Raw genomic sequence first — 17,850 nt, forward strand, 5'->3', positions numbered from 1 at the left:
CCGATGCGACTGAAGATCTGCGGTGCCACCCGGACCGCCGACATCGCACTGCTCGCCGACGGCGGCGCCGACCTCGTCGGCCTGTGGTGCGGCGTGCCGGGCGGCCACGCGGACCTTCCCGCCGACCGGCTCGGTTCGCTCGCCGGGGCGGTATCGGCGTCGGGCATGACGCCGGTGCTGGTGACGTTCCTGAGCAGCTCCGCGGCGGTCGTCGACCTGGCGGCCGCCGCGGGGGTGGAGTGGGTGCAGCTACACGGCTACCAGCAGCCGGGAACCGCCCGAGCCCTCAAGGCCGCCGGGCTCACGGTGGTCAAAGTCCTCCATGTGCGCGACGGCCGGTGCTTGGAAACGCCGCTGATCGGCGCGTACGAACGGGCTGGTGTCGACCTGTTCCTCTTGGACGCGGTCGGCACGGATGGCGCGCTGGGCAGCACCGGGCAGTCGCTCGATCCGGCGGTGGTCTTGGAGGTGGCTGAGGCGGTGACGCGGCCGTTTCTGCTGGCGGGCGGGCTGCGGGCGGACAGTGCCGGGGAATTCCGGGCGGTGAGCGGGCATCCGCGGTTCGCGGGGATCGACGTGGACAGCGGATCACGCGGCACCGACGGGAGGTTCGACCGGGACCGGATCGCGCTGCTCCGTCGCGAGTGGACAGACCGGGCGGTGGCCGGATGAGCGCGTTCATCAACGCCCTCACCACGGGGGCGTTCCCGGTCATCGCCGAGCTCAAGCCCCGCAGCGCCGCGGGCGAAGAACTCGTCGGCACCCGTGCCCCCGCCGACATCGCCCGCGCCTACCTCGACGCGGGCGCGGCCTGCCTCTCGGTGGTGACCGGCCGGTGGTTCGGCGGCGACCCCGCCATGCTCGCCGAGATCACCCGGCTCAGTCCGGTTCCGGTGCTGCGCAAGGACTTCCTCACCCGGGACAAGCAGCTGGTGGCCTCGCTGGAGCTGGGCGCCTCGGCGGTGCTGCTGACCGCGACCCTGCTGCCCGCCGCGGTCCTGGCCACCCTGGTCGGCCGCGCGCTGGCGCTCGGGCTCACCCCGTTCGTCGAGGTGGTGGACGAAGCCGAGATCGAGCGGGTGCCGAACGCGGCCGACTGCGTGATCGCGGTGAACAACAAGGACATCCGCGACCGCGAGCGCGGCCCGGCCGATCTCGGTCGCAGCACCCGCCTGCTCTCCCCCGCCCTCGCCCGCGGCACCCGCTGCCCGGTCAGCGCGAGCGGGATCGAGACCCCCGAGCAGGCCGCCCGGCTGATCGACGCCGGGTACGCCGGTGTCCTGGTCGGCACCGGACTGCTGCGGGCGCACAGCCCCGCCCACTGGTTCGCGGACCTCGCCGCCGCGCGAAAGGAGCGCTTGTAATGGCACTGCGGAGCCTTTCCCTGCGCCACGCGGTCGACTGGGTGCGCACGCACGCCCCGGGTGACTGGAGCGAGCCCCCGTGCGAGTTCAGCCGCGAGGACATCGCCGCGCACTACGCCGACACGTTCGCCGGTGTGCCCGCCAACTCCGTCTCGCGCGAGGAGAAGCTGGTCCGCTACCGGGTGCGGGACTCGCCGATCCCGGTCCTGCTGGGCCTCTACGGCAGCGCGGAACGCGTCCGGCGGCTGCTTCCCGGCCTGCCCCCGGCGTTCACCGCGGCGACCGCGCGCGCCGTGGTGAACGCCGCGCAGCCACCGACGAGGACCGCGGAGCCGCCGTGCAGGCAGGTCCGGGGCTTGACCCTGCACGACCTTCCCGCGCTGCGGGCCACCCCACGCGACGCGGGCCCGTACCTGACGATGGGCCTCGTCTACGCCGAGGGCCACGACACCATCGCGTTGTCCGTGCACCGGATGCTCGTGCTGGACAGCACCAGACTTGCGATGTGGATGATCCCCGGACGCGCGCTGCGCGCCCTGCACGAACAGGCAGGCGGGCGACTTCCCGTGTCGGTGAACCTCGGCGCGCCGCCCGCCGCCATGGTCGCCTCGGCACTCAGTTCCGCGCTGCTCCCCACCGGCAAGCTCGATATCGCGGGCGCGTTGGCGGGCGCCCCCATCGCCCTCGCCGACGCGGTCAGCCAGCCGACGTCGGTGCTGGCCGAGTCCGAGATCGTCATCGAGGGCTACCTCGACACCACGACCGCCGACGAGGCGCTCAGCGGCCCGCCCGCCGGGTCGCTGCCGGAGTTCCTCGGCTACGACGGCGACGCCCGCACCGGCCTGCCCGTGCTGACCGTGACGGCGGTGACCACCCGCCGCGACCCGACCTTCCAGGCGGTGATCGGCCCCGGCCGGGAGCAGTCGGTGATCCTCGGACTCGCCGGAGCCCTGTCAGTGGCGCTGTCGGCCGACACGGACCTGATCAGCGACCTGCACTACGGCCCGTCCGGCGGCGGGATGCTGCTGCTCGTCGTCGCGGTGCGCAAACGGTCCACAGAGGACGACGGCAGGCTGGGCGCGCTCGCCCGGCGGATCTTCGAAGGGCACGGGTTCTTGAAGCTGATCGTGTTCACCGACGACGACGTCGACATCCGCTCCACCGAGGACGTCTTCTGGGCCATCACCACCCGGGCCAACCTCGGCTCGGACTGCGCGACGTTCACCGGCTTCCGGCCGCTGGGGATGGACCCGTCGCAGCGCCCCGAGTGGGGCCGCGGCGGCGCGGGCGACCGCACCTGGGTCGACGCGACGGCGCCGTTCGCGCGGCGCGGCGACGTGGTCCGCAGCTTCGGCCCGGTGGGTGCCCGATGAGGCTCGTCGTGGCGATCACCGGGGCGACCGGGACGGCCATCGGGGTGCGGCTGCTGCGGGGGCTGCGCGACCTCGGCGTCACCACGCACCTGGTGCTCAGCAAGTGGGGCCGGGCGACCCTGGAGATGGAGACCGACCTCGCCGCCGCCGACGTGTACGCGCTGGCCGACCATGTGCACGGCCCAGGCGACCAGTCCGCCCCCATCTCCAGCGGCTCGTTCCGCACCGACGGCATGATCATCGCCCCGTGCAGCATGAAGACCCTCGCGGCGATCCGCAGCGGCTACGGCGAAGGTCTCATCCCCCGGGCCGCGGACGTCACGCTCAAGGAGCGGCGCAAGCTGGTGCTCGTGCCCCGTGAGCTGCCGCTCTCGGAGATCCACTTGGAGAACATGCTGGCCCTGAGCCGGATGGGCGCGGTGATCACCCCACCGACCCCGGCGTTCTACACCCGCCCGGAGACCATCGACGACATCGTCACCCACATCTGCGCGCGGGTGCTCGACCAGTTCGACCTGGACCTGCCCGAGGCCGTCCGCTGGCAGGGACCACCCGCGCGCTTGAATGGCACCCGCTTGGAGCCACGATGACCGCGTCCGAACACCTCCTCGTCGAACCCGGCACGCTGCGGCAGGTGATGGGCCGGGTCCCGACCGGGGTCATGGTCGTCACGACCGCCACCGCCACGGGCCAGGCCGCGCGCACCGCCAACAGCTTCGGCTCGGTCTCCCTGGACCCGCCCCTGGTCTCGGTCTGCTTCGGCGCGACCTCGCCCTTCGTCACCGCCCTGCGCGAGTCCGGCCGGTGGGGCGTGTCCGTCCTGGCCGCCGACCAGCAGGACCTGTCCCGCCACTTCGCCCACGGCCCCCGCACCCTCGACGGCATCGCCCACCACCTCGGCCCCCACACCGACGCGGCCCTGCTCGACGACGCCGTCGCCACCATGGAATGCCACTCGCTCACCATGCAGCCGGCGGGCGACCACGTCCTGGTCCTCGCCGAAGTCGTGTCCCTGGCGGTCCACCGCGACACGCCCCCGCTGATCTTCTACCGCGGCGGCTACCACCAGGTCGGCCCGACCACCGACTGACCTGGTGGTGTCGACCTCGATCAAACTCGGGCTCAGATCCGCCGAACGGGTGAAACACCGGCGAGCAAACGGGCGATGAGAATGCTGCGAGCGGCTTCCGACGAGCCGCCGGTCCCCGTTCGCCCAGCGAACGACGCACCCCTTGGGGCCACAATGGACTCAGCTCGCCGCCGTCGACCCGCGTTCCGGGCGGCCGCCACCTCCCTGCTCACCGCCGCCGTCGTCGCCGCGCTAACGCCTGGACTGGCGGGTGCCGCGCCGGGTGGGGCCGGTGAGCCGCCAGGTTCCGGGCTGGGGCGCCACGACCGCCAGTTGCTGGCCGAGGCGCAGGTCAACGGCAAGTCCGCGGTGACCATGCTGATCGCCACGAGCCTCGGCGCGAGTGGTGACGTCAGCCGTCGGGTCACCGCCCTGGGCGGTCGGGTCGACTACCACGACCAGGTCCTGGGCTACCTGCGCGCCTCCGTCCCGATCGGCCGGGCCGAGCAGGCCGCCAAGGTCAGCGGGGTACAGGCCGCCGACCTCGACGAGACCATCGCGCTCGACGACCCGCGGCCGGAGGGGCAGACCAACCCGACGCCGTTCCCGCCGCCGGACTCGAGCACGCCGCGAGCCAACCCGTACATGCCGGTCGCCGACATGGGCGCGGACGCCTTCACCGCCGCGCACGCCACCTGGGACGGCCGCGGGGTCACCGTCGGTGTGCTCGACACCGGCATCACCCTCGACCACCCCGCGCTGGCCACCACCACGACCGGCGCGCCGAAGATCGTCGACTGGGTGACCTACACGCACCCGCTGACCGACGACGACCCGACGTGGGTCACGACGTCACCGGTCACCGGCCCGGCGTTCACCGCGGGCGGCGTCGCCTACACCGCCCCGGCGGGCGCGTTCCGCTTCGGCGTGTTCAACGAGCGGCACCCCGACCTGGGCGGCGAGGTCGGCAACGACGTCAACCGCGACGGCAACCCGGCGGGCTCCAGCGGCCTGTTCGGCGTCCTGTGGGACGGCGCGTCCGGTGTCCGGGTCGACGTCGACCAGGACCGCGACTTCACCGACGAGCCGGTCATGACCGACTACCGGGTCAACCGCGACGTGCGCTACTTCGGCACCGACAACCCGGCGACCGCGGTGGCCGAGCGCATGCCGTTCGTCGTGCAGCCCGACGGCGCGACCAAGACCGTCAACATCGGCATAGTCTCCGGCGCCCACGGCAGCCACGTGGCGGGCATCATCGCCGCCAACGGCATGTTCGGCGGCGCGATGAGCGGCGCCGCACCCGGCGCGCAGCTGGTGTCGGTGCGGGTCTGCCTGTTCGTCGCCGGCTGCACCGCGCACGCCCTGATCGAAGGCATGATCTACGCCGCGAAGCAGGCGAACGTCGACGTCATCAACATGTCGATCGGCGGCCTGCCCTCGCTCAACGACGCGAACAACACCCGTGCCGTGCTTTATGACCGGCTCATCGAGCAGGAGAACGTCCAGATGTTCATCTCCGCGGGCAACAGCGGCCCCGGTGAGAACACGGTCGGCGACCCCTCGGTGGCGACCAAGGTCATGAGCGTCGGCACGACCATCACCGACGCGACATGGGCGGCCAACTACGGCTCGACCGCGCCCGCGCCGGGCACCGACAACCAGCACACGTTCAGCTCGCGCGGACCGCGGGAGGACGGCGGGTTCAAGCCGAACATCACCGCGCCGGGCGCGGCCGTCTCCACCACACCGGTGTGGCAGGACGGCGAGGCGCTCACGGGCCTGCACGTGCTCCCGCCCGGTTACTCGATGTTCAACGGCACCTCCATGGCCTCACCGCAGGCGGCGGGCGCGGGCGCGCTGCTGGTGAGCGCGGCCAAGCAGACCGGTGTACAGCACCAGCCCGCGCAGCTGCGCAAGGCGCTGAACTCCACGGCCCGGTTCTTCCCTGCATACGGCGCCTACGAGCAGGGCAACGGTCTGGTCCAGGTGCCCGCCGCCTGGTCGATGCTGGCCGCCAACCTCAGGACCGTCGACATCAGCTCGGCCGTCCCGGTGGACACCGCGCTGGAGCAGTTCCTTGCCCGGCCGGGCATCGGCGTCGGCATCCACGACCGGGAGAACGTCAACCTCGGTCAGCCCTACACCCGCACGTACACGTTCAACCGGACCTCCGGCGCGGGCGGGTCGACCACCTACAACCTGTCCCTGGTCGGCAACGACGGCACCTTCTCCCTGGGCGCCACGTCGATCTCCCTGCCGAAGAACCAGCCGCGGACGCTGACCGTGTCGATCAACCCGACCAGCCTCGGCGCGCACTCGGCGATCCTCAACCTGGACGACCCGAGCAGCCCGGGGATCGAATACCAGACGCTGAACACGGTCGTGGTCGCGCGCGACTTCACCGCGCCGGGCTACTCGCACACCATCACCGGCTCGGTGGCACGCAACCAGGCGCTGAGCTACTTCTTCGAGGTGGCGCCCGGAACGCCGGCGTTCAAGGTCGACTTCACCGGCCCGAGCGCGACCCCGGGCACCGGTCAGGCGCGGTTCCTGCGGTTCCACCCGTTCGGCGTGCCGATCGACAGCAACTCCAGCCTGTCGTGCTACTCGCCGACCGTGGTCCCGGGCGGCAGCTGCGTCGGTGACCCGACCAGCCGCACGGTCACCAACCCGACGCCCGGCGTCTGGGAGGTCACCGTCGAGGCGCGGCGGACCTCCGATCTGGAGTTCACCCCGTTCACCCTGACCGCGTCCATCCTCGGCGCGTCGGTCAGCCCGAACCCGGACGTCATCGCGTCGGCCACGGTCGGCGTGCCGGTCAACCGGTCCTACACGATCACCAACCTGTTCGGCGCCTTCGTCGGCCGCGCGACCGGCAGCACGCTGGGCAGCGCGTTCATCGACCGGCCGACGATCGCCAACCTCGCCCAGCAGCAACGGGCAGTGGTGGTCACGGCGGGCACGACCTCGCTGCGAGCCACCATCGGCAACACGTCCGACCCGGCGGCGGACCTCGACCTGTTCGTGTTCAACTGCACGACCGGGACCTGTGTCCTGGCCGGTCAGGCCGCGGACGGCGACTCCGAGGAGTCGGTGACCATCGCCAACCCGGCGGCGGGAAACTGGGTCGTGCTCGTCGACGGCTTCGCGGTGCCCGCGGGCACCACGCAGTACGACTACGTTGACGTGTTCGTCAACCCGGCCTTCGGCTCGGTCTCGGTCACCGACGCGAACGCACTGCGCCCGGCGGGCGCGGTGTGGGTGGTGCCGGGAACGGTGACGGCCAACGCGGTCCCGGCCGCGGGCAGGCAGTTGCTCGGGCAGGTCCAGGTCCGCACGGACAGCACCGTGCTGATCGGCTTCGGGAACGTGATCGTCCAGAACGTCGCAAGCTGAGTTCACGGCCCCGTCCTCCCGGCTCGAAGCCGGGAGGACGGGGCCGTGTCCACCGGTCAGCCGCAGCCGTTGGTGTCGCACTTCTGGTGTGTGTGCAGGTTGTCACCGAGCTTCGCGGCGAACTTGACCCACGCGGTGTACGCGCCCGCCTTGTTCAGGAAGTCCGGCAGGTCCGGGTCGGTGACCCAGCCCTTGACCTCCAACCGCAGCCAGCCGTTGGAGTCGGTGTAGAACCGGAACGCGACCGTCGAACCCTCGCCGTCGAAGTGGCCCGGCAGGGTGTCGAAGTGGTACCCGCTGGGATCGCCGTAGTACTTCAACGGCGCGTCCTTGCAGACCGCCAGGACGCAGGCACGCAACGGGATCGTCTGTCCCTCCGCCGGGAACGCGTTGGGCGCGCCGCCGATCGGGAAGCTGTCGTTGAAGTCGCGGTGCAGCTCCTTGGACGCGGTCGCCCAGGTCGCCTTCACCGGCAGCCGGATGGCGGCGTCGGCGTAGGTGACGGGGTAGTCGAACGTGTACAGGTGGCGCTTCGCGGGCGGTGCCGTGGTGGGCAGCGCGTCGTTGATCGGCGCCACGATGGCGAAGATGTTGCTGTAGGTGTGCTGCGGCTGCGGGTGTTCCGGGTCGAACGGGCCGACGCGGGTGACCTTGTTGCCGTAGTTGCCCTCGATCGTGGTGATCTTGCCGTCGGCGTGCACGGTCTCGACGACGCCGATGTGCTGGCTGGAGGAGGCGCCGCTGCCGTAGAGCACGACGTCGCCGCGCTTGACGTGGTTGAAGCTGCGCAGCTGGCCGCGGTTCTTGCCCCAGTAGTAGAAGTCGCCGCTGTAGGGGTAGTAGGTGTTGATCCCGGCCATCCGCCAGGTCCAACTGGCGAACATCGAGCACCACGGGTCGCCGCACTTCACGCCGAAGAGGCCGAAGGGGTTGCAGTTGTCGCCCCACTCGGCGAGCCCGACCTTGGACTGGGCGGCGCTGACGATCTTGTTGCGCACCTCGGCCGCGGCGACCGAGCCGACCGCGGGCGGTGACTCCGCGCCGCTGGACGTGCCGCCGACCGGACCTTCGTTGTCGCAGCGCTGCAGGATGATGTCCGACGCGCCGGTCTGGATGTAGTAGTCAGGGACCCAGAGACCGTCGGTGGTGCGGTCCCAGACGTAGGACCCGCCGTAGTTCAGCTCGCCGTAGGCCTGGCAGACGATCGTGACGTAGCTGCCGCCCGGGTACTTGTCCACGACCTTGCTCGCCGACAGGCTCTTCGCCTGGTAGCCGTTGAGCGTCGTCTTCGCCAGGAAGCCCGCGCCGTTGGAGGCGCCGTCGGACGGACCGGCGGTGTCGCAGCGTTTCAGGATGATGCCGGAGGAACCGGTCTTGACGTAGTAGTCCGGCACCCAGAGACCGTCGCTGGTCTTGTCCCAGATGCGCGAGCCGCCGTAGTTCTGCTCACCGTAGGCCTGGCAGACGACCGTGATGTAGCTGCCGCCGGGGTACTTGTCGACGACCTTGGTCGCCGACAGGCTCTTGCCGTGGTAGCCGTTGAGCGTCGTCTTGGTGAGGAACTTGCCCTCGCCGCCGGTGGTCACGTTGCCGTTGATGCCGATGTTCGTGCAGCGCGGGACACCGGGCACGAAGCCGCTGGTGCCCGTGCTGACGTAGGCGTCGGGGATCCAGTAGCCGTGCTCGGTGAAGTCCCAGATGGTGCTGCCGCCGACCGACGGACCGCTGTCCTGGCACTGCAGCCAGATCTTGTCGCCCGCCAGGTAGGCGTCGGTCTTCACCCGGTAGCTGTCGCTCATCGCGGCCCGGCCGTCGATGGCGACCTTGGCCAGGAACGGGCCGGAGTCGCCGAAGAAGTTGCCGCCGCTGATGCCGATGTCGCGGCAGCGCGGGATGCCGGGCAGGTAGCCGTTGACGCCGGTGGTCAGGTAGGTGTCGGGCACCCAGTAGTTCTGGACCGTGTAACCCCAGACAGCGTTGCCGTTGACCGGCTGGCCGACGTCCTGGCAGCGCAGGTACACGTTCTGCCCGGCGAGGTAGGCGTCGGTCTTGACCCGGTCGTCGACGTTCATGCTGCCGCGGCCGTCGATGGCCACCTTCGCCGGGTATGGCCCGAAGCTGTCGGCCGACGCGGGACCCGCGCCGCCGAGCAGACCCGCCACACAGCAGACGACCGTCGCGAGGGCGAGGGTCACCCGCCGCGCGCGCGGTCGGAATGATCGCTGCACGTTTCTCTGTTCTCCTGTCAAGTAACGTCCCTCGGGCGGGCTTTCCGCGGCGGAGATCTTCGCGGCGGTTCAGCGCGCCGGGACTGAGCGGCGCGACTCTAGGAACGGCGGACGGCCGCGGTCAAATCGCCGTGAGCTGTGCCACGCTCCCCGCGCTGGACGATCATCGCCGCTGATCAAGGCCCATATCCGACTGGTTTCGCGCTACTTGTCGAACGCCCGCAGGTAGCGCGCCGTCATCGCGTTCTGGACCAAGCCGCCGAGGGGACCCGCGAGCTTGGCGAGGAGCGAGGCCGGGCGGGAGAAGGCGGTGACGGTGAAGGTGATGGCCCCGTCCTCGCGCCGGTCGAGGACGAACGCCTCCTCGCCGCACTCCGCGTGGCCGCTTCGGACGCCGTCACCCGCAGACCTGCCGATCGCTGAACCCGCCACGCCAGCAGGTCGCTTGCCGCGGTGTCGAAGCTTGTCCCCGCGGGCAAGTCCGCCGTGCGACGGAACGTCTTGTAGCCGACGGGGAGATCGCCCCGACTCTGCCCGACCTCTGGGTATGTCCACGGTCGAGCGCGCAACTCAGCGGCGCGCCGCGGACTCAGCAACCGGACGGTCATGACTGGCGATCATGGCTTGGCCGCGCAGGCAATGCAGGACAACCGACACAGTCGCGGCCAGGAAGACCACCTGCATGAGGGTGCGCGGCACCAGCTGGTCGTCCCACGGCACGTTCTCGCCGAGCGCTTTGTGCACGTTCGCCGGGAACATCGCGAGCAGCAGCGCAGTGAGACCGGCCGCGGCCCACGGCGCGGTCGGGCGCCACAGCAAGCCGACCACGGCGGCGAGTTCGAGGACGCCGGTGATCGTCACCAGCAGTCCGGGCGCGGGCAGCGCGGGCGGGACCATGCTGATCAACTCTTCGCGCATCCCGATGAAATGCGCGCCGCCGGTGAGGGTGAACATCGCCGCCAGCCCACCGCGCACGGCGACGACCCAATGCCAGGAACGCAGCCTTCCCACGCCGAGGAGCACCAGCGTGACGACGACCAGGGCGACGAGCGGAACCATCTGGGACACCTTCCGAACGAGGAACTTGACAGTGGCTAGATTGCCCCGCGAATGCCATCTTGTCAATGACTAGATACGCTCGTGCCATGTCCTCCCGCGCGTACCACCACGGCGACCTCCGCCGAGCCGTCCTGGACGCCGCGGCAGCGGCGATCACCGAGCACGGCCCGGCCGGAATCAGCCTGCGCGACCTGGCGCGCCGAGCCGGTGTCTCGCACGCCGCCCCCGGCCACCACTTCGGCGACAAGGCGGGCGTGCTCACCGCACTGGCCGCCGAGGGCTACGACCTCCTGGCCGAGGCCTTGCGCGAGGCGCAGCAATCCACCGGGCAGTTCGTCGAATTGGGCGTCGCCTACGTGCGGTTCGCCGTCGGACACCGAGCCCATTTCGAGGTGATGTTCCGCCCGGACCTCTACCACGCCGACGACTCGACCGTGGTGGCCGCACGTGGCCGGTCGGGCGACCTGCTCGTCGGCGGGGTCGGCTCCGTCACCGACCCGACCGGCCCGGACGCCGAGGTCGCCAAGGTGGCGGCCTGGTCGATCGTGCACGGGTTCGCCACCCTCTGGCTCACCGGAGCGCTGCCCGCGGGATTCGGCGACGACCCGGAATCCGCGGCACGGGCCGTCGCGGGAATGCTCTTCTCGCAAGACCCCAAGGAGTAGGGCCGGTCAGGACACCGCTTTGTCCCGTTCCTCCGCCGCGCGGCGGTGGCCGACGAACGGGACGAGGACGCTGTAGAGCAGGTCCGGGAGAAGCTCGGGCAGCCGCTCGGCCTCACCGCGGTACACCCGGTTGTAGATGACCTGGATGACCGCTCCCACAATGGTTTCCGCCGTCAGCTGCGGCCCGATCGGGGTCTCCGGCAGGCCCTGCGACGCCCGCGCGATCCGGTCGGTCAGCGCGCCGAGCACCTGCCTGCGCCGCTCCAGCGCCTCCGGGCCCGCGGCCAGGACCTCGATGATGACCATCGCCGCCACGGCCGGATCGGCGGCCAGCACCCGCAGGCAGCACTCCAGACCGGCGCGGGCGCCTTCGACGTAGTCGTCGTGCGCCGCGTAGGCGCCGATGACCTCCGTGCTGATGTGCCGGACGGCGCTGTCGAACGCGGCGAGGAAGGCGTCTTCCTTGCCCGAGTAGTGCTGATAGAAGGTCTTGCGCGAGATCCCCGCCCCGGTGATGATCGTTTCCACCGTGGTGTTGGCGTATCCGTTGGCGCTGACCGCCTCGGCGACGGCGGCGAGGATGCGCGTGCGCTGGTTGGTCGCCACGTAGTCGTCCGACAGCCCATGCCTGCCCGGGGGCAGCTGGTGCGGCTTGCGTGACTTGTTGACCACGTTCCTCGTTAACCTGTCAGTCTTTGCTGCGAGGGTTTACAGGCTAATCGACCGACAACGTGGTGCGCGGGCCGATGCGAGAACTTACACATAACGAGGGAAATTCCGATCCCGCGGCAACCTTTTCCCGTGCCGCGGAGGTCTTACATGGTCGCTGCCTGCGATTGGGCGACCACCCAGGCGGCTGCGTGGACCGTTTCCGCGCCGTCATCGACTCGCTCGTCACGTGGATCGAGGAGCATCCCGAGCAGGCCCGGCTGTATTGGTGCGACGCGGTCGCGAGCGTCGACCCCGGTTTGCGCCTGCAGGCGCTGCGCGCACGGCAGCGGCTCACGGCGATCGCTCTCGCCCATCTCCCCACCGCGGCCCTGACTGCGCCACACGAGGTCAACCTCGAGTACGTCTTCGGCCTCATCCGCCAGATCATCGACGAGGAGTTGCGGAATACCGCGGTCGACCTCCGCCGCCTGGCCGATCGGCTCACCCGATTAGCCCCGCTCCTCATCGCCGGTGATCACTAAAAAGGAGCTTTGACTTCTAGAAACACTCATGTTTCTATTTGTTTCCCGGGGATTTCCCGGGAAACGAGAGGAGACATCTGTGAAGAGGTCTGCCACCTTCGGCATCGCGGGACTCGTCTTAGTCGCGAGCTTCGCCCTGATCGCCCCGACCGCCACGGCGGCGGGGACCACCATCCACCGGGACACGGCGACGGGCGCGGCCTACTCCGGCAACGTCCAGGGCTCGCTGATCTCGGCGACGGTGAAGTTCGAGAGCTCCGCGGGCAACGCCACCTGCAACCGGTCGTCGCTGACCGGGTCGGTGAACTCCGACGGCTCCGCCGCGAACGCCTCGAACGCCTCGTTCAGCGACACCAGCTCGACCAGCGGTTCCTGCCCGAACAACCAGGGCGGGCGCACCACCATCACCCCCACCAACCTGCCGTGGGCCGGGGGGAACGTCACCTACGCGCCGCAGGCGGGCGGCCGTGACGGCACCATCACGCTGAACAACGTCTCAGCCAAGGTCGACTCGTCGAACTCCCTCGGCCTGAGGATCAGCTGCAACTTCGTCGGTTCCGGCGCCAACAACAGCGTCACCGGCTCTGTCCACAACCCGGACAACGCGAACCGCCCGGTGTCCTCGGTCGCACAGGCCCAGGCATCGTTCGCCGCGGTCGGCCTCAGGCTGACCAGCGGCTCCACCAGCTGCCCCAGCACGGCCACCCTCACCGGCACCTACAAGCTGCTCGGGGAGAAGCAGGCCGGGTCGGGCGCCTACGACCAGACGCTCCACATCACCGGCTAGTCCCGCCGCGAACAAAGCGGGGGTGTCGGCTGCGTCAGCGGCAGCCGACACCCCCGCCCGCGAGTCTACAAACCGTCAGCGGCGGAACCAGCCGCCGTCGATCGGTGTGGTGCCACTGGCGGGAGTGGTGACGACGCGGTTGGCGCCCGTCTCCCAGATGACCGGTTTGCCGTCTTCCCGGATGATGAACTTGTACTCGATCCGGGTGTTGGCGGGCAGTGAACTCGATCCCCGCCAGCGCGGGTAGCTGCTCGAGTCCGTGGTCAGCGGCACCGCGTTCGCCGGGTTCCAGCTGCCGAGCGCGGGCACACCGCCGACGATGTAGACGTTCTGCCCCCACGTCGTGTGGGCCTGGACCGTGTAGCTGCCGGTGACCGCGGCGGGCGTGGAACCGTTGGCGTGGAAGGCGACCGCGCCCTTGGCCGGAACGGTGAGTGTGGCCCGCCCGCCGCTGACCGTCACCCGGGACGCGCAGTTGGTGATCACGTCGCAGTAGGAGCCGTCCGGCAGACCGGTGGTGTACTGCCAGGTGTGCGCGCCGCCGCTGTTGTTGATCGCGACGAAACCCGCGCTCCCCCGCCCGAATCCGATGACGTTCGCGGCCGGGGACTGCCAGTTCGCGACGTCCGCCGAACCCACCTTGTTGTGCCAGTCGACCATGCCGACAACGGCCGGGTCCCGGTTGAGGCAGTGCCAGCCCGACGCGCAGTTCGTGTCGGTGACGAAGCCGTTGGAACTCGGCGGGGACTGGTCGTTGGTGCTGTACTCGAAACCCGAGTAGACCGTCGGCGTGGTGTGCTTCCAGGCGAGCTGGAAGACGTTGGCCAGCTTGGTGATCGCTCCATCCTTATAGGACAGATGGCGGCGCTCGCGTTCGGTGTCGTGGTTGGTGACGAAGGAGACCGAGTTGGCCGCGGGCAGGATGCCCCAGCTCGGGCCGAAGGACGACAGAGTCGCGATGTCTCCCTGGAAGGCGCTCTTCAGCTTGTCGGCGTAGGTGAAATCCAGGACCCGGCCGGAGCTGAAGTAGTCGCTCGGCGCGGGCGGCTGACCAGGGAACACCTCATGGAAGACGAACGGCCGGACCCCGGAAGTCGTGTTGCCGAGCTGGCCGACGATGGCTGAGAGATCGGTGTTCGGGATGTGCTTGGCGGCGTCGACCCGGAATCCGTCCACGCCCAGGGCGAGCTGCGAGTTCAGGTAGCCGGCGATCTTGGCGCGGACCGAGGAGCTGCTGGTCTTGAGGTCGGGCAGGTCGAGCAGCTCGCAGTGCTGGACCTCCCACAGGTCGCTCCAGTTGCTGATGCTTCGCGGGCAGACGTCGACGTTGTAGTCGACCCGGTCGTACATCACCGGGTCGTACTTGTTCGCCAGCGTGGTGCCCGCGTACCCGACGCCGGTCTGCGCGGCGCTGTGGTTGATCACCGCGTCGGTATAGACCTTGATCCCCGCGCCGTGACAGGCGTTGATCATGGCGCTGAACTCGGCCTGGGTGCCGAACCGGCTCGAGAGTGCGTAGCTGTAGGGCTGGTAGACGTCCCACCAGACACCGTCGGGCCGCTTCAGCGACTCCGACGGCGGGGCCACCCACACCGCCCCGTACCCGGCCGGGTCCAGCACGTTCACGCACTCGGCGGCGACCGAGCGCCAGTTCCACGACCACAGGTTGGCGATCACATCGCCGTTCGCGACCCCGGTGTCGGCCGCCGCCGCGGTCGGCGGGCTCACCCCGGTCATCACGACGGTGGAAGACATGACCATGGCCGCGAGCAGGGCGGTTTTGCGGGATTTCGGGCGCACTCTGGTTCTCCTGACTGTCGGCAGGGATCAGGGAGGGAGCGGTTGCGCAAGTCCTTGCAGAGTAAATTCCAGGTATCCGGCAAGTCAACGCCCTGTTCACGCCGTCCTGGCCGCCGCGTGGGCCAGATGACGGAATGATGTTCTGCAAACTCTTTCGGCAAGCCTGCAAGCGCTGCTAGCGTCGGTGGCACACGACCGGCCACGACAGGGAGAGCCGCCATGACCCGGGACGACAGCCAGCGACGGGACGACCGGCACTGGTGGCGTGATGCCGTCATCTACCAGGTGTACGTCCGCAGCTTCGCCGACAGCGACGGCGACGGCATCGGCGACCTGCCCGGCATCCGCGCCCGCCTGCCCTACCTCGCCGACCTCGGCGTCGACGCCGTGTGGATCACGCCGTTCTACACCTCGCCGATGGCCGACGGCGGCTACGACGTGGCCGACTACCGCGACGTCGATCCCCTGTTCGGCACGCTGGACGACGCCGACGGGCTCATCGCCGACGCGCACGCGCTCGGCATCAAGGTGATCGTCGACCTGGTGCCGAACCACACCTCGTCCGACCACGCGTGGTTCCAGGCGGCGCTCGCCGCGGGCCCGGGGTCACCGGAGCGCAACCGCTACATCTTCCGCACCGGCCGCGGCGAGTCGGGCGAGCTGCCGCCCAACGACTGGGAGTCCATCTTCGGCGGCGGCGCCTGGACGCGGCTGCCCGACGGCGACTGGTACCTGCACCTGTTCGACGCCGCGCAGCCCGACCTGAACTGGGACAACCCGGTCGTGCACGAGGATTTCCTCGGCATCCTGCGGTTCTGGCTCGACCTCGGGGTCGACGGCTTCCGCATCGATGTGGCGCACGGGATGGTCAAGGAGGACGGGCTGCCCGACGTCGGCGCCACCGAGCAGCGCAAGCTCCTCGACACCCGCCCGCTGCCGTACTTCGACCAGGAGGGCGTGCACGAGATCTACCGCGAGTGGCGCAAGGTCCTCGACACCTACCAGCCCGCGCGGATCGGTGTCGCCGAGGCGTGGACGCCCGGCGCGGGCCGGACGGCGCGCTACGTGCGCCCCGACGAGCTGCACCAGGCGTTCAACTTCCATTACCTGACCGCCGAATGGGCGGCGCCCGCGCTGCGCGAGGTGATCACCGAGTCGCTGGCGGCGATGGCGCCGGTCGACGCGCCCACCACCTGGGTGCTGTCCAACCACGACGTGCACCGGCACGTCACCCGCTACGGCGACGGCGAGGAAGGCCTGCGCCGGGCTCGGGCCGCGGCCCTGCTGACCTTGGCGCTGCCGGGATCGGTGTACGTCTACCAGGGCGAGGAACTGGGTCTGCCCGAGGTGTTGGACCTGCCCGACGACGCGCTGCGCGACCCGATGTGGGAGCGGTCGCTGCGCACTGAGCGTGGTCGCGACGGCTGCCGCGTGCCGATCCCGTGGACCACCAAGGGAAGCTCGCTCGGCTTCGGCCCGGACGGGTCGACGCCGTGGCTGCCGCAGCCGGCGCACTGGGCCGACATGTCGGTCGAGGCCCAGGTCGGGGCCGCGGAGTCGATGCTGGAGCTCTACCGCGAAGCGCTGCGGCTGCGGCGCGAGCACCCCGCGCTCGGCGAGCGGCCCGCGCTCGAATGGCACGACGGCGACGACACGCTGCTGCGCTTCGCCCGCGTCGACTCTTTCACCGGGCGCCGGTTACACTGCGCAATCAACTTCGGTGCCACCCCGGCGAGCGTTCCGGTGGCGGGCGCCGTGCTGCTGGCCTCGGGGCGGCTCGGGTCGGACAGCGGCGACGTGCTGCTGCCGCCAGACACCGCGGTGTGGTGGGAGGACTGATATGGCCCAGGCATCGGCCGCGAGTGGGACCGCCCGGCTCAGCGACATCGCCACCCAGGCCGGGGTGAGCGAGGCGACGGTCAGCCGGGTGCTCAACGGGAAGCCGGGCGTGTCCACCACGACCCGGCAGACCGTCCTCGCGGCGCTGGACCTGCTCGGCTACGAACGTCCCGCGCGGCTGCAGGAGCGCAGCGCGGGCCTGATCGGGCTGATCACCCCGGAGCTGAGCAACCCGATTTTCCCGGCGTTCGCCCAGGTCATCGAGCAGGTTCTGACCCGCGACGGGTACACGCCGGTGCTGTGCACGCAGAGCCCCGGCGGGTCCACAGAGGACGAACTGACCAACACGCTGGTCGAGCGCGGGGTCAACGGGATCATCTACGTCTCGGGTTTACACGCCGATTCCACGGCCAACATGGACCGCTACGTCAAGCTCGCCGGGCAGGGCGTGCCGTTCGTGATGATCAACGGCTACACCGAGCACGTGTCGGCGCCGTTCGTGTCGACCGACGACCGCGCCGCCATGCGGCTCGCGGTGCAGCACTTGGTGGCGCAGGGACACACGCGCATCGGCTTGGCCGTGGGGCCGCGCCGGTTCGTGCCGGTGGTGCGCAAGATCCAGGGCTTCGTGGAGCACATGCGCACCGCGCTGCCCATGTCGGCCGAGGAAGCCGAACAGCTCGTGCAGCACTCGCTGTTCACCGTCGAGGGCGGCCAGGCGGCGGCTAACGCGTTGATAGAGAAGGGATGCACCGCGATCATCTGCGGCAGCGACCTGATGGCCTTCGGCGCGATCCGGGCGGCCCGGCAGCGCGGCCTGCAGGTCCCGCGCGACGTCTCGGTGATCGGCTTCGACGACTCGCCGCTGATCGTGTTCTCCGACCCGCCGCTCACCACGCTGCGGCAGCCGGTGGAGGCGATGGGGCAGGCGGCGGTCAACGCGCTGCTGGAGGAAGTGACGGGAACCCCGGCGCCGCACGCGGAGTACGTGTTCATGCCGGAACTGGTCGTCCGCGGCTCGACGGCGGCGGCTCCCCCCAAGTCCTGAGCACACGAAAAGGGGCCCGCGACCTT

General features: G+C 70.2%; 15 protein-coding genes and 1 pseudogene. 11 read left to right on the forward strand and 5 right to left on the reverse strand.

Features of this window, described 5'->3' with window-relative positions:
- Positions 1–3: 3 nt before the first annotated feature.
- The 6 genes from C8E96_RS28935 (at position 4) to C8E96_RS28960 (ending at position 7,205) form a co-directional block, all read left to right on the forward strand.
- Positions 4–672 (forward strand): phosphoribosylanthranilate isomerase, encoded by a 669-nt coding sequence (locus C8E96_RS28935; protein WP_091378038.1) that lies wholly within the window; start codon positions 4–6, stop codon positions 670–672.
- Entirely contained in the window at positions 669–1,364 is a 696-nt protein-coding gene (locus C8E96_RS28940; RefSeq protein WP_091378033.1) for an indole-3-glycerol-phosphate synthase, read from the forward strand. Before C8E96_RS28935 ends, C8E96_RS28940 begins: the two co-directional genes overlap by 4 nt.
- Complete coding sequence (locus C8E96_RS28945) at positions 1,364–2,737, forward strand: UbiD family decarboxylase (protein ID WP_091378030.1); 1,374 nt, start codon at positions 1,364–1,366, stop codon at positions 2,735–2,737. The genes C8E96_RS28940 and C8E96_RS28945 overlap by 1 nt, the downstream gene beginning before the upstream one ends.
- Complete coding sequence (locus C8E96_RS28950; RefSeq protein WP_091378028.1) at positions 2,734–3,327, forward strand: UbiX family flavin prenyltransferase; 594 nt, start codon at positions 2,734–2,736, stop codon at positions 3,325–3,327. The genes C8E96_RS28945 and C8E96_RS28950 overlap by 4 nt, the downstream gene beginning before the upstream one ends.
- Positions 3,324–3,827 carry a flavin reductase family protein gene (locus tag C8E96_RS28955; protein WP_091378025.1) on the forward strand — a complete coding sequence of 168 codons (504 nt, stop codon included), beginning with the start codon at positions 3,324–3,326 and terminating at the stop codon, positions 3,825–3,827. The genes C8E96_RS28950 and C8E96_RS28955 overlap by 4 nt, the downstream gene beginning before the upstream one ends.
- Positions 3,828–3,980: 153 nt before the next feature.
- Entirely contained in the window at positions 3,981–7,205 is a 3,225-nt protein-coding gene (locus C8E96_RS28960; RefSeq protein ID WP_091378021.1) for a S8 family serine peptidase, read from the forward strand.
- Between the two features lie 56 nt (positions 7,206–7,261).
- On the opposite strand, the gene C8E96_RS28965 is transcribed toward C8E96_RS28960, so the two are convergent.
- The 3 genes and pseudogenes from C8E96_RS28965 to C8E96_RS28975 form a co-directional block, all read right to left on the reverse strand.
- Positions 7,262–9,433, reverse strand: a complete 2,172-nt coding sequence (locus tag C8E96_RS28965) for a CHAP domain-containing protein (RefSeq protein ID WP_133794848.1) — start codon at positions 9,431–9,433, stop codon at positions 7,262–7,264.
- 204 nt (positions 9,434–9,637) lie between these two features.
- A pseudogene (locus tag C8E96_RS34695) lies at positions 9,638–10,041 on the reverse strand (DUF1990 family protein).
- A complete protein-coding gene (locus C8E96_RS28975) occupies positions 10,004–10,492 on the reverse strand; it encodes a DoxX family protein (protein WP_091378011.1) in 489 nt (162 codons plus the stop codon). The pseudogene C8E96_RS34695 and the gene C8E96_RS28975 overlap by 38 nt, the downstream one beginning before the upstream one ends.
- Positions 10,493–10,578: 86 nt before the next feature.
- On the opposite strand from C8E96_RS28975, the gene C8E96_RS28980 reads away from it, so the two are divergent.
- A complete protein-coding gene (locus C8E96_RS28980; protein WP_091378007.1) occupies positions 10,579–11,157 on the forward strand; it encodes a TetR/AcrR family transcriptional regulator in 579 nt (192 codons plus the stop codon).
- Positions 11,158–11,163: 6 nt separating this feature from the next.
- On the opposite strand, the gene C8E96_RS28985 is transcribed toward C8E96_RS28980, so the two are convergent.
- Positions 11,164–11,829, reverse strand: a complete 666-nt coding sequence (locus C8E96_RS28985; protein WP_091378003.1) for a TetR/AcrR family transcriptional regulator — start codon at positions 11,827–11,829, stop codon at positions 11,164–11,166.
- Positions 11,830–12,017: 188 nt separating this feature from the next.
- Between C8E96_RS28985 and C8E96_RS28990 the strand changes: the two genes are divergently transcribed.
- Positions 12,018–12,350 carry a hypothetical protein gene (locus tag C8E96_RS28990; RefSeq protein ID WP_091378001.1) on the forward strand — a complete coding sequence of 111 codons (333 nt, stop codon included), beginning with the start codon at positions 12,018–12,020 and terminating at the stop codon, positions 12,348–12,350.
- A 79-nt stretch (positions 12,351–12,429) separates the two neighbouring features.
- Positions 12,430–13,137 carry a hypothetical protein gene (locus C8E96_RS28995; protein ID WP_091377998.1) on the forward strand — a complete coding sequence of 236 codons (708 nt, stop codon included), beginning with the start codon at positions 12,430–12,432 and terminating at the stop codon, positions 13,135–13,137.
- Positions 13,138–13,212: 75 nt separating this feature from the next.
- Here C8E96_RS28995 and C8E96_RS29000 read toward each other — a convergent pair whose 3' ends face one another.
- On the reverse strand, positions 13,213–14,937 hold the full coding sequence (locus tag C8E96_RS29000) for a carbohydrate-binding module family 20 domain-containing protein (protein ID WP_228770014.1): 1,725 nt from the start codon (positions 14,935–14,937) through the stop codon (positions 13,213–13,215).
- 219 nt (positions 14,938–15,156) lie between these two features.
- Between C8E96_RS29000 and C8E96_RS29005 the strand changes: the two genes are divergently transcribed.
- On the forward strand, positions 15,157–16,776 hold the full coding sequence (locus C8E96_RS29005; RefSeq protein WP_091377996.1) for a glycoside hydrolase family 13 protein: 1,620 nt from the start codon (positions 15,157–15,159) through the stop codon (positions 16,774–16,776).
- Between the two features lies 1 nt (position 16,777).
- Entirely contained in the window at positions 16,778–17,824 is a 1,047-nt protein-coding gene (locus tag C8E96_RS29010) for a LacI family DNA-binding transcriptional regulator (protein ID WP_091377992.1), read from the forward strand.
- Positions 17,825–17,850 lie beyond the last annotated feature (26 nt).

The sequence above is a fragment of the Actinokineospora alba genome, from assembly GCF_004362515.1.
In the GTDB taxonomy this organism is placed as follows: domain Bacteria; phylum Actinomycetota; class Actinomycetes; order Mycobacteriales; family Pseudonocardiaceae; genus Actinokineospora; species Actinokineospora alba.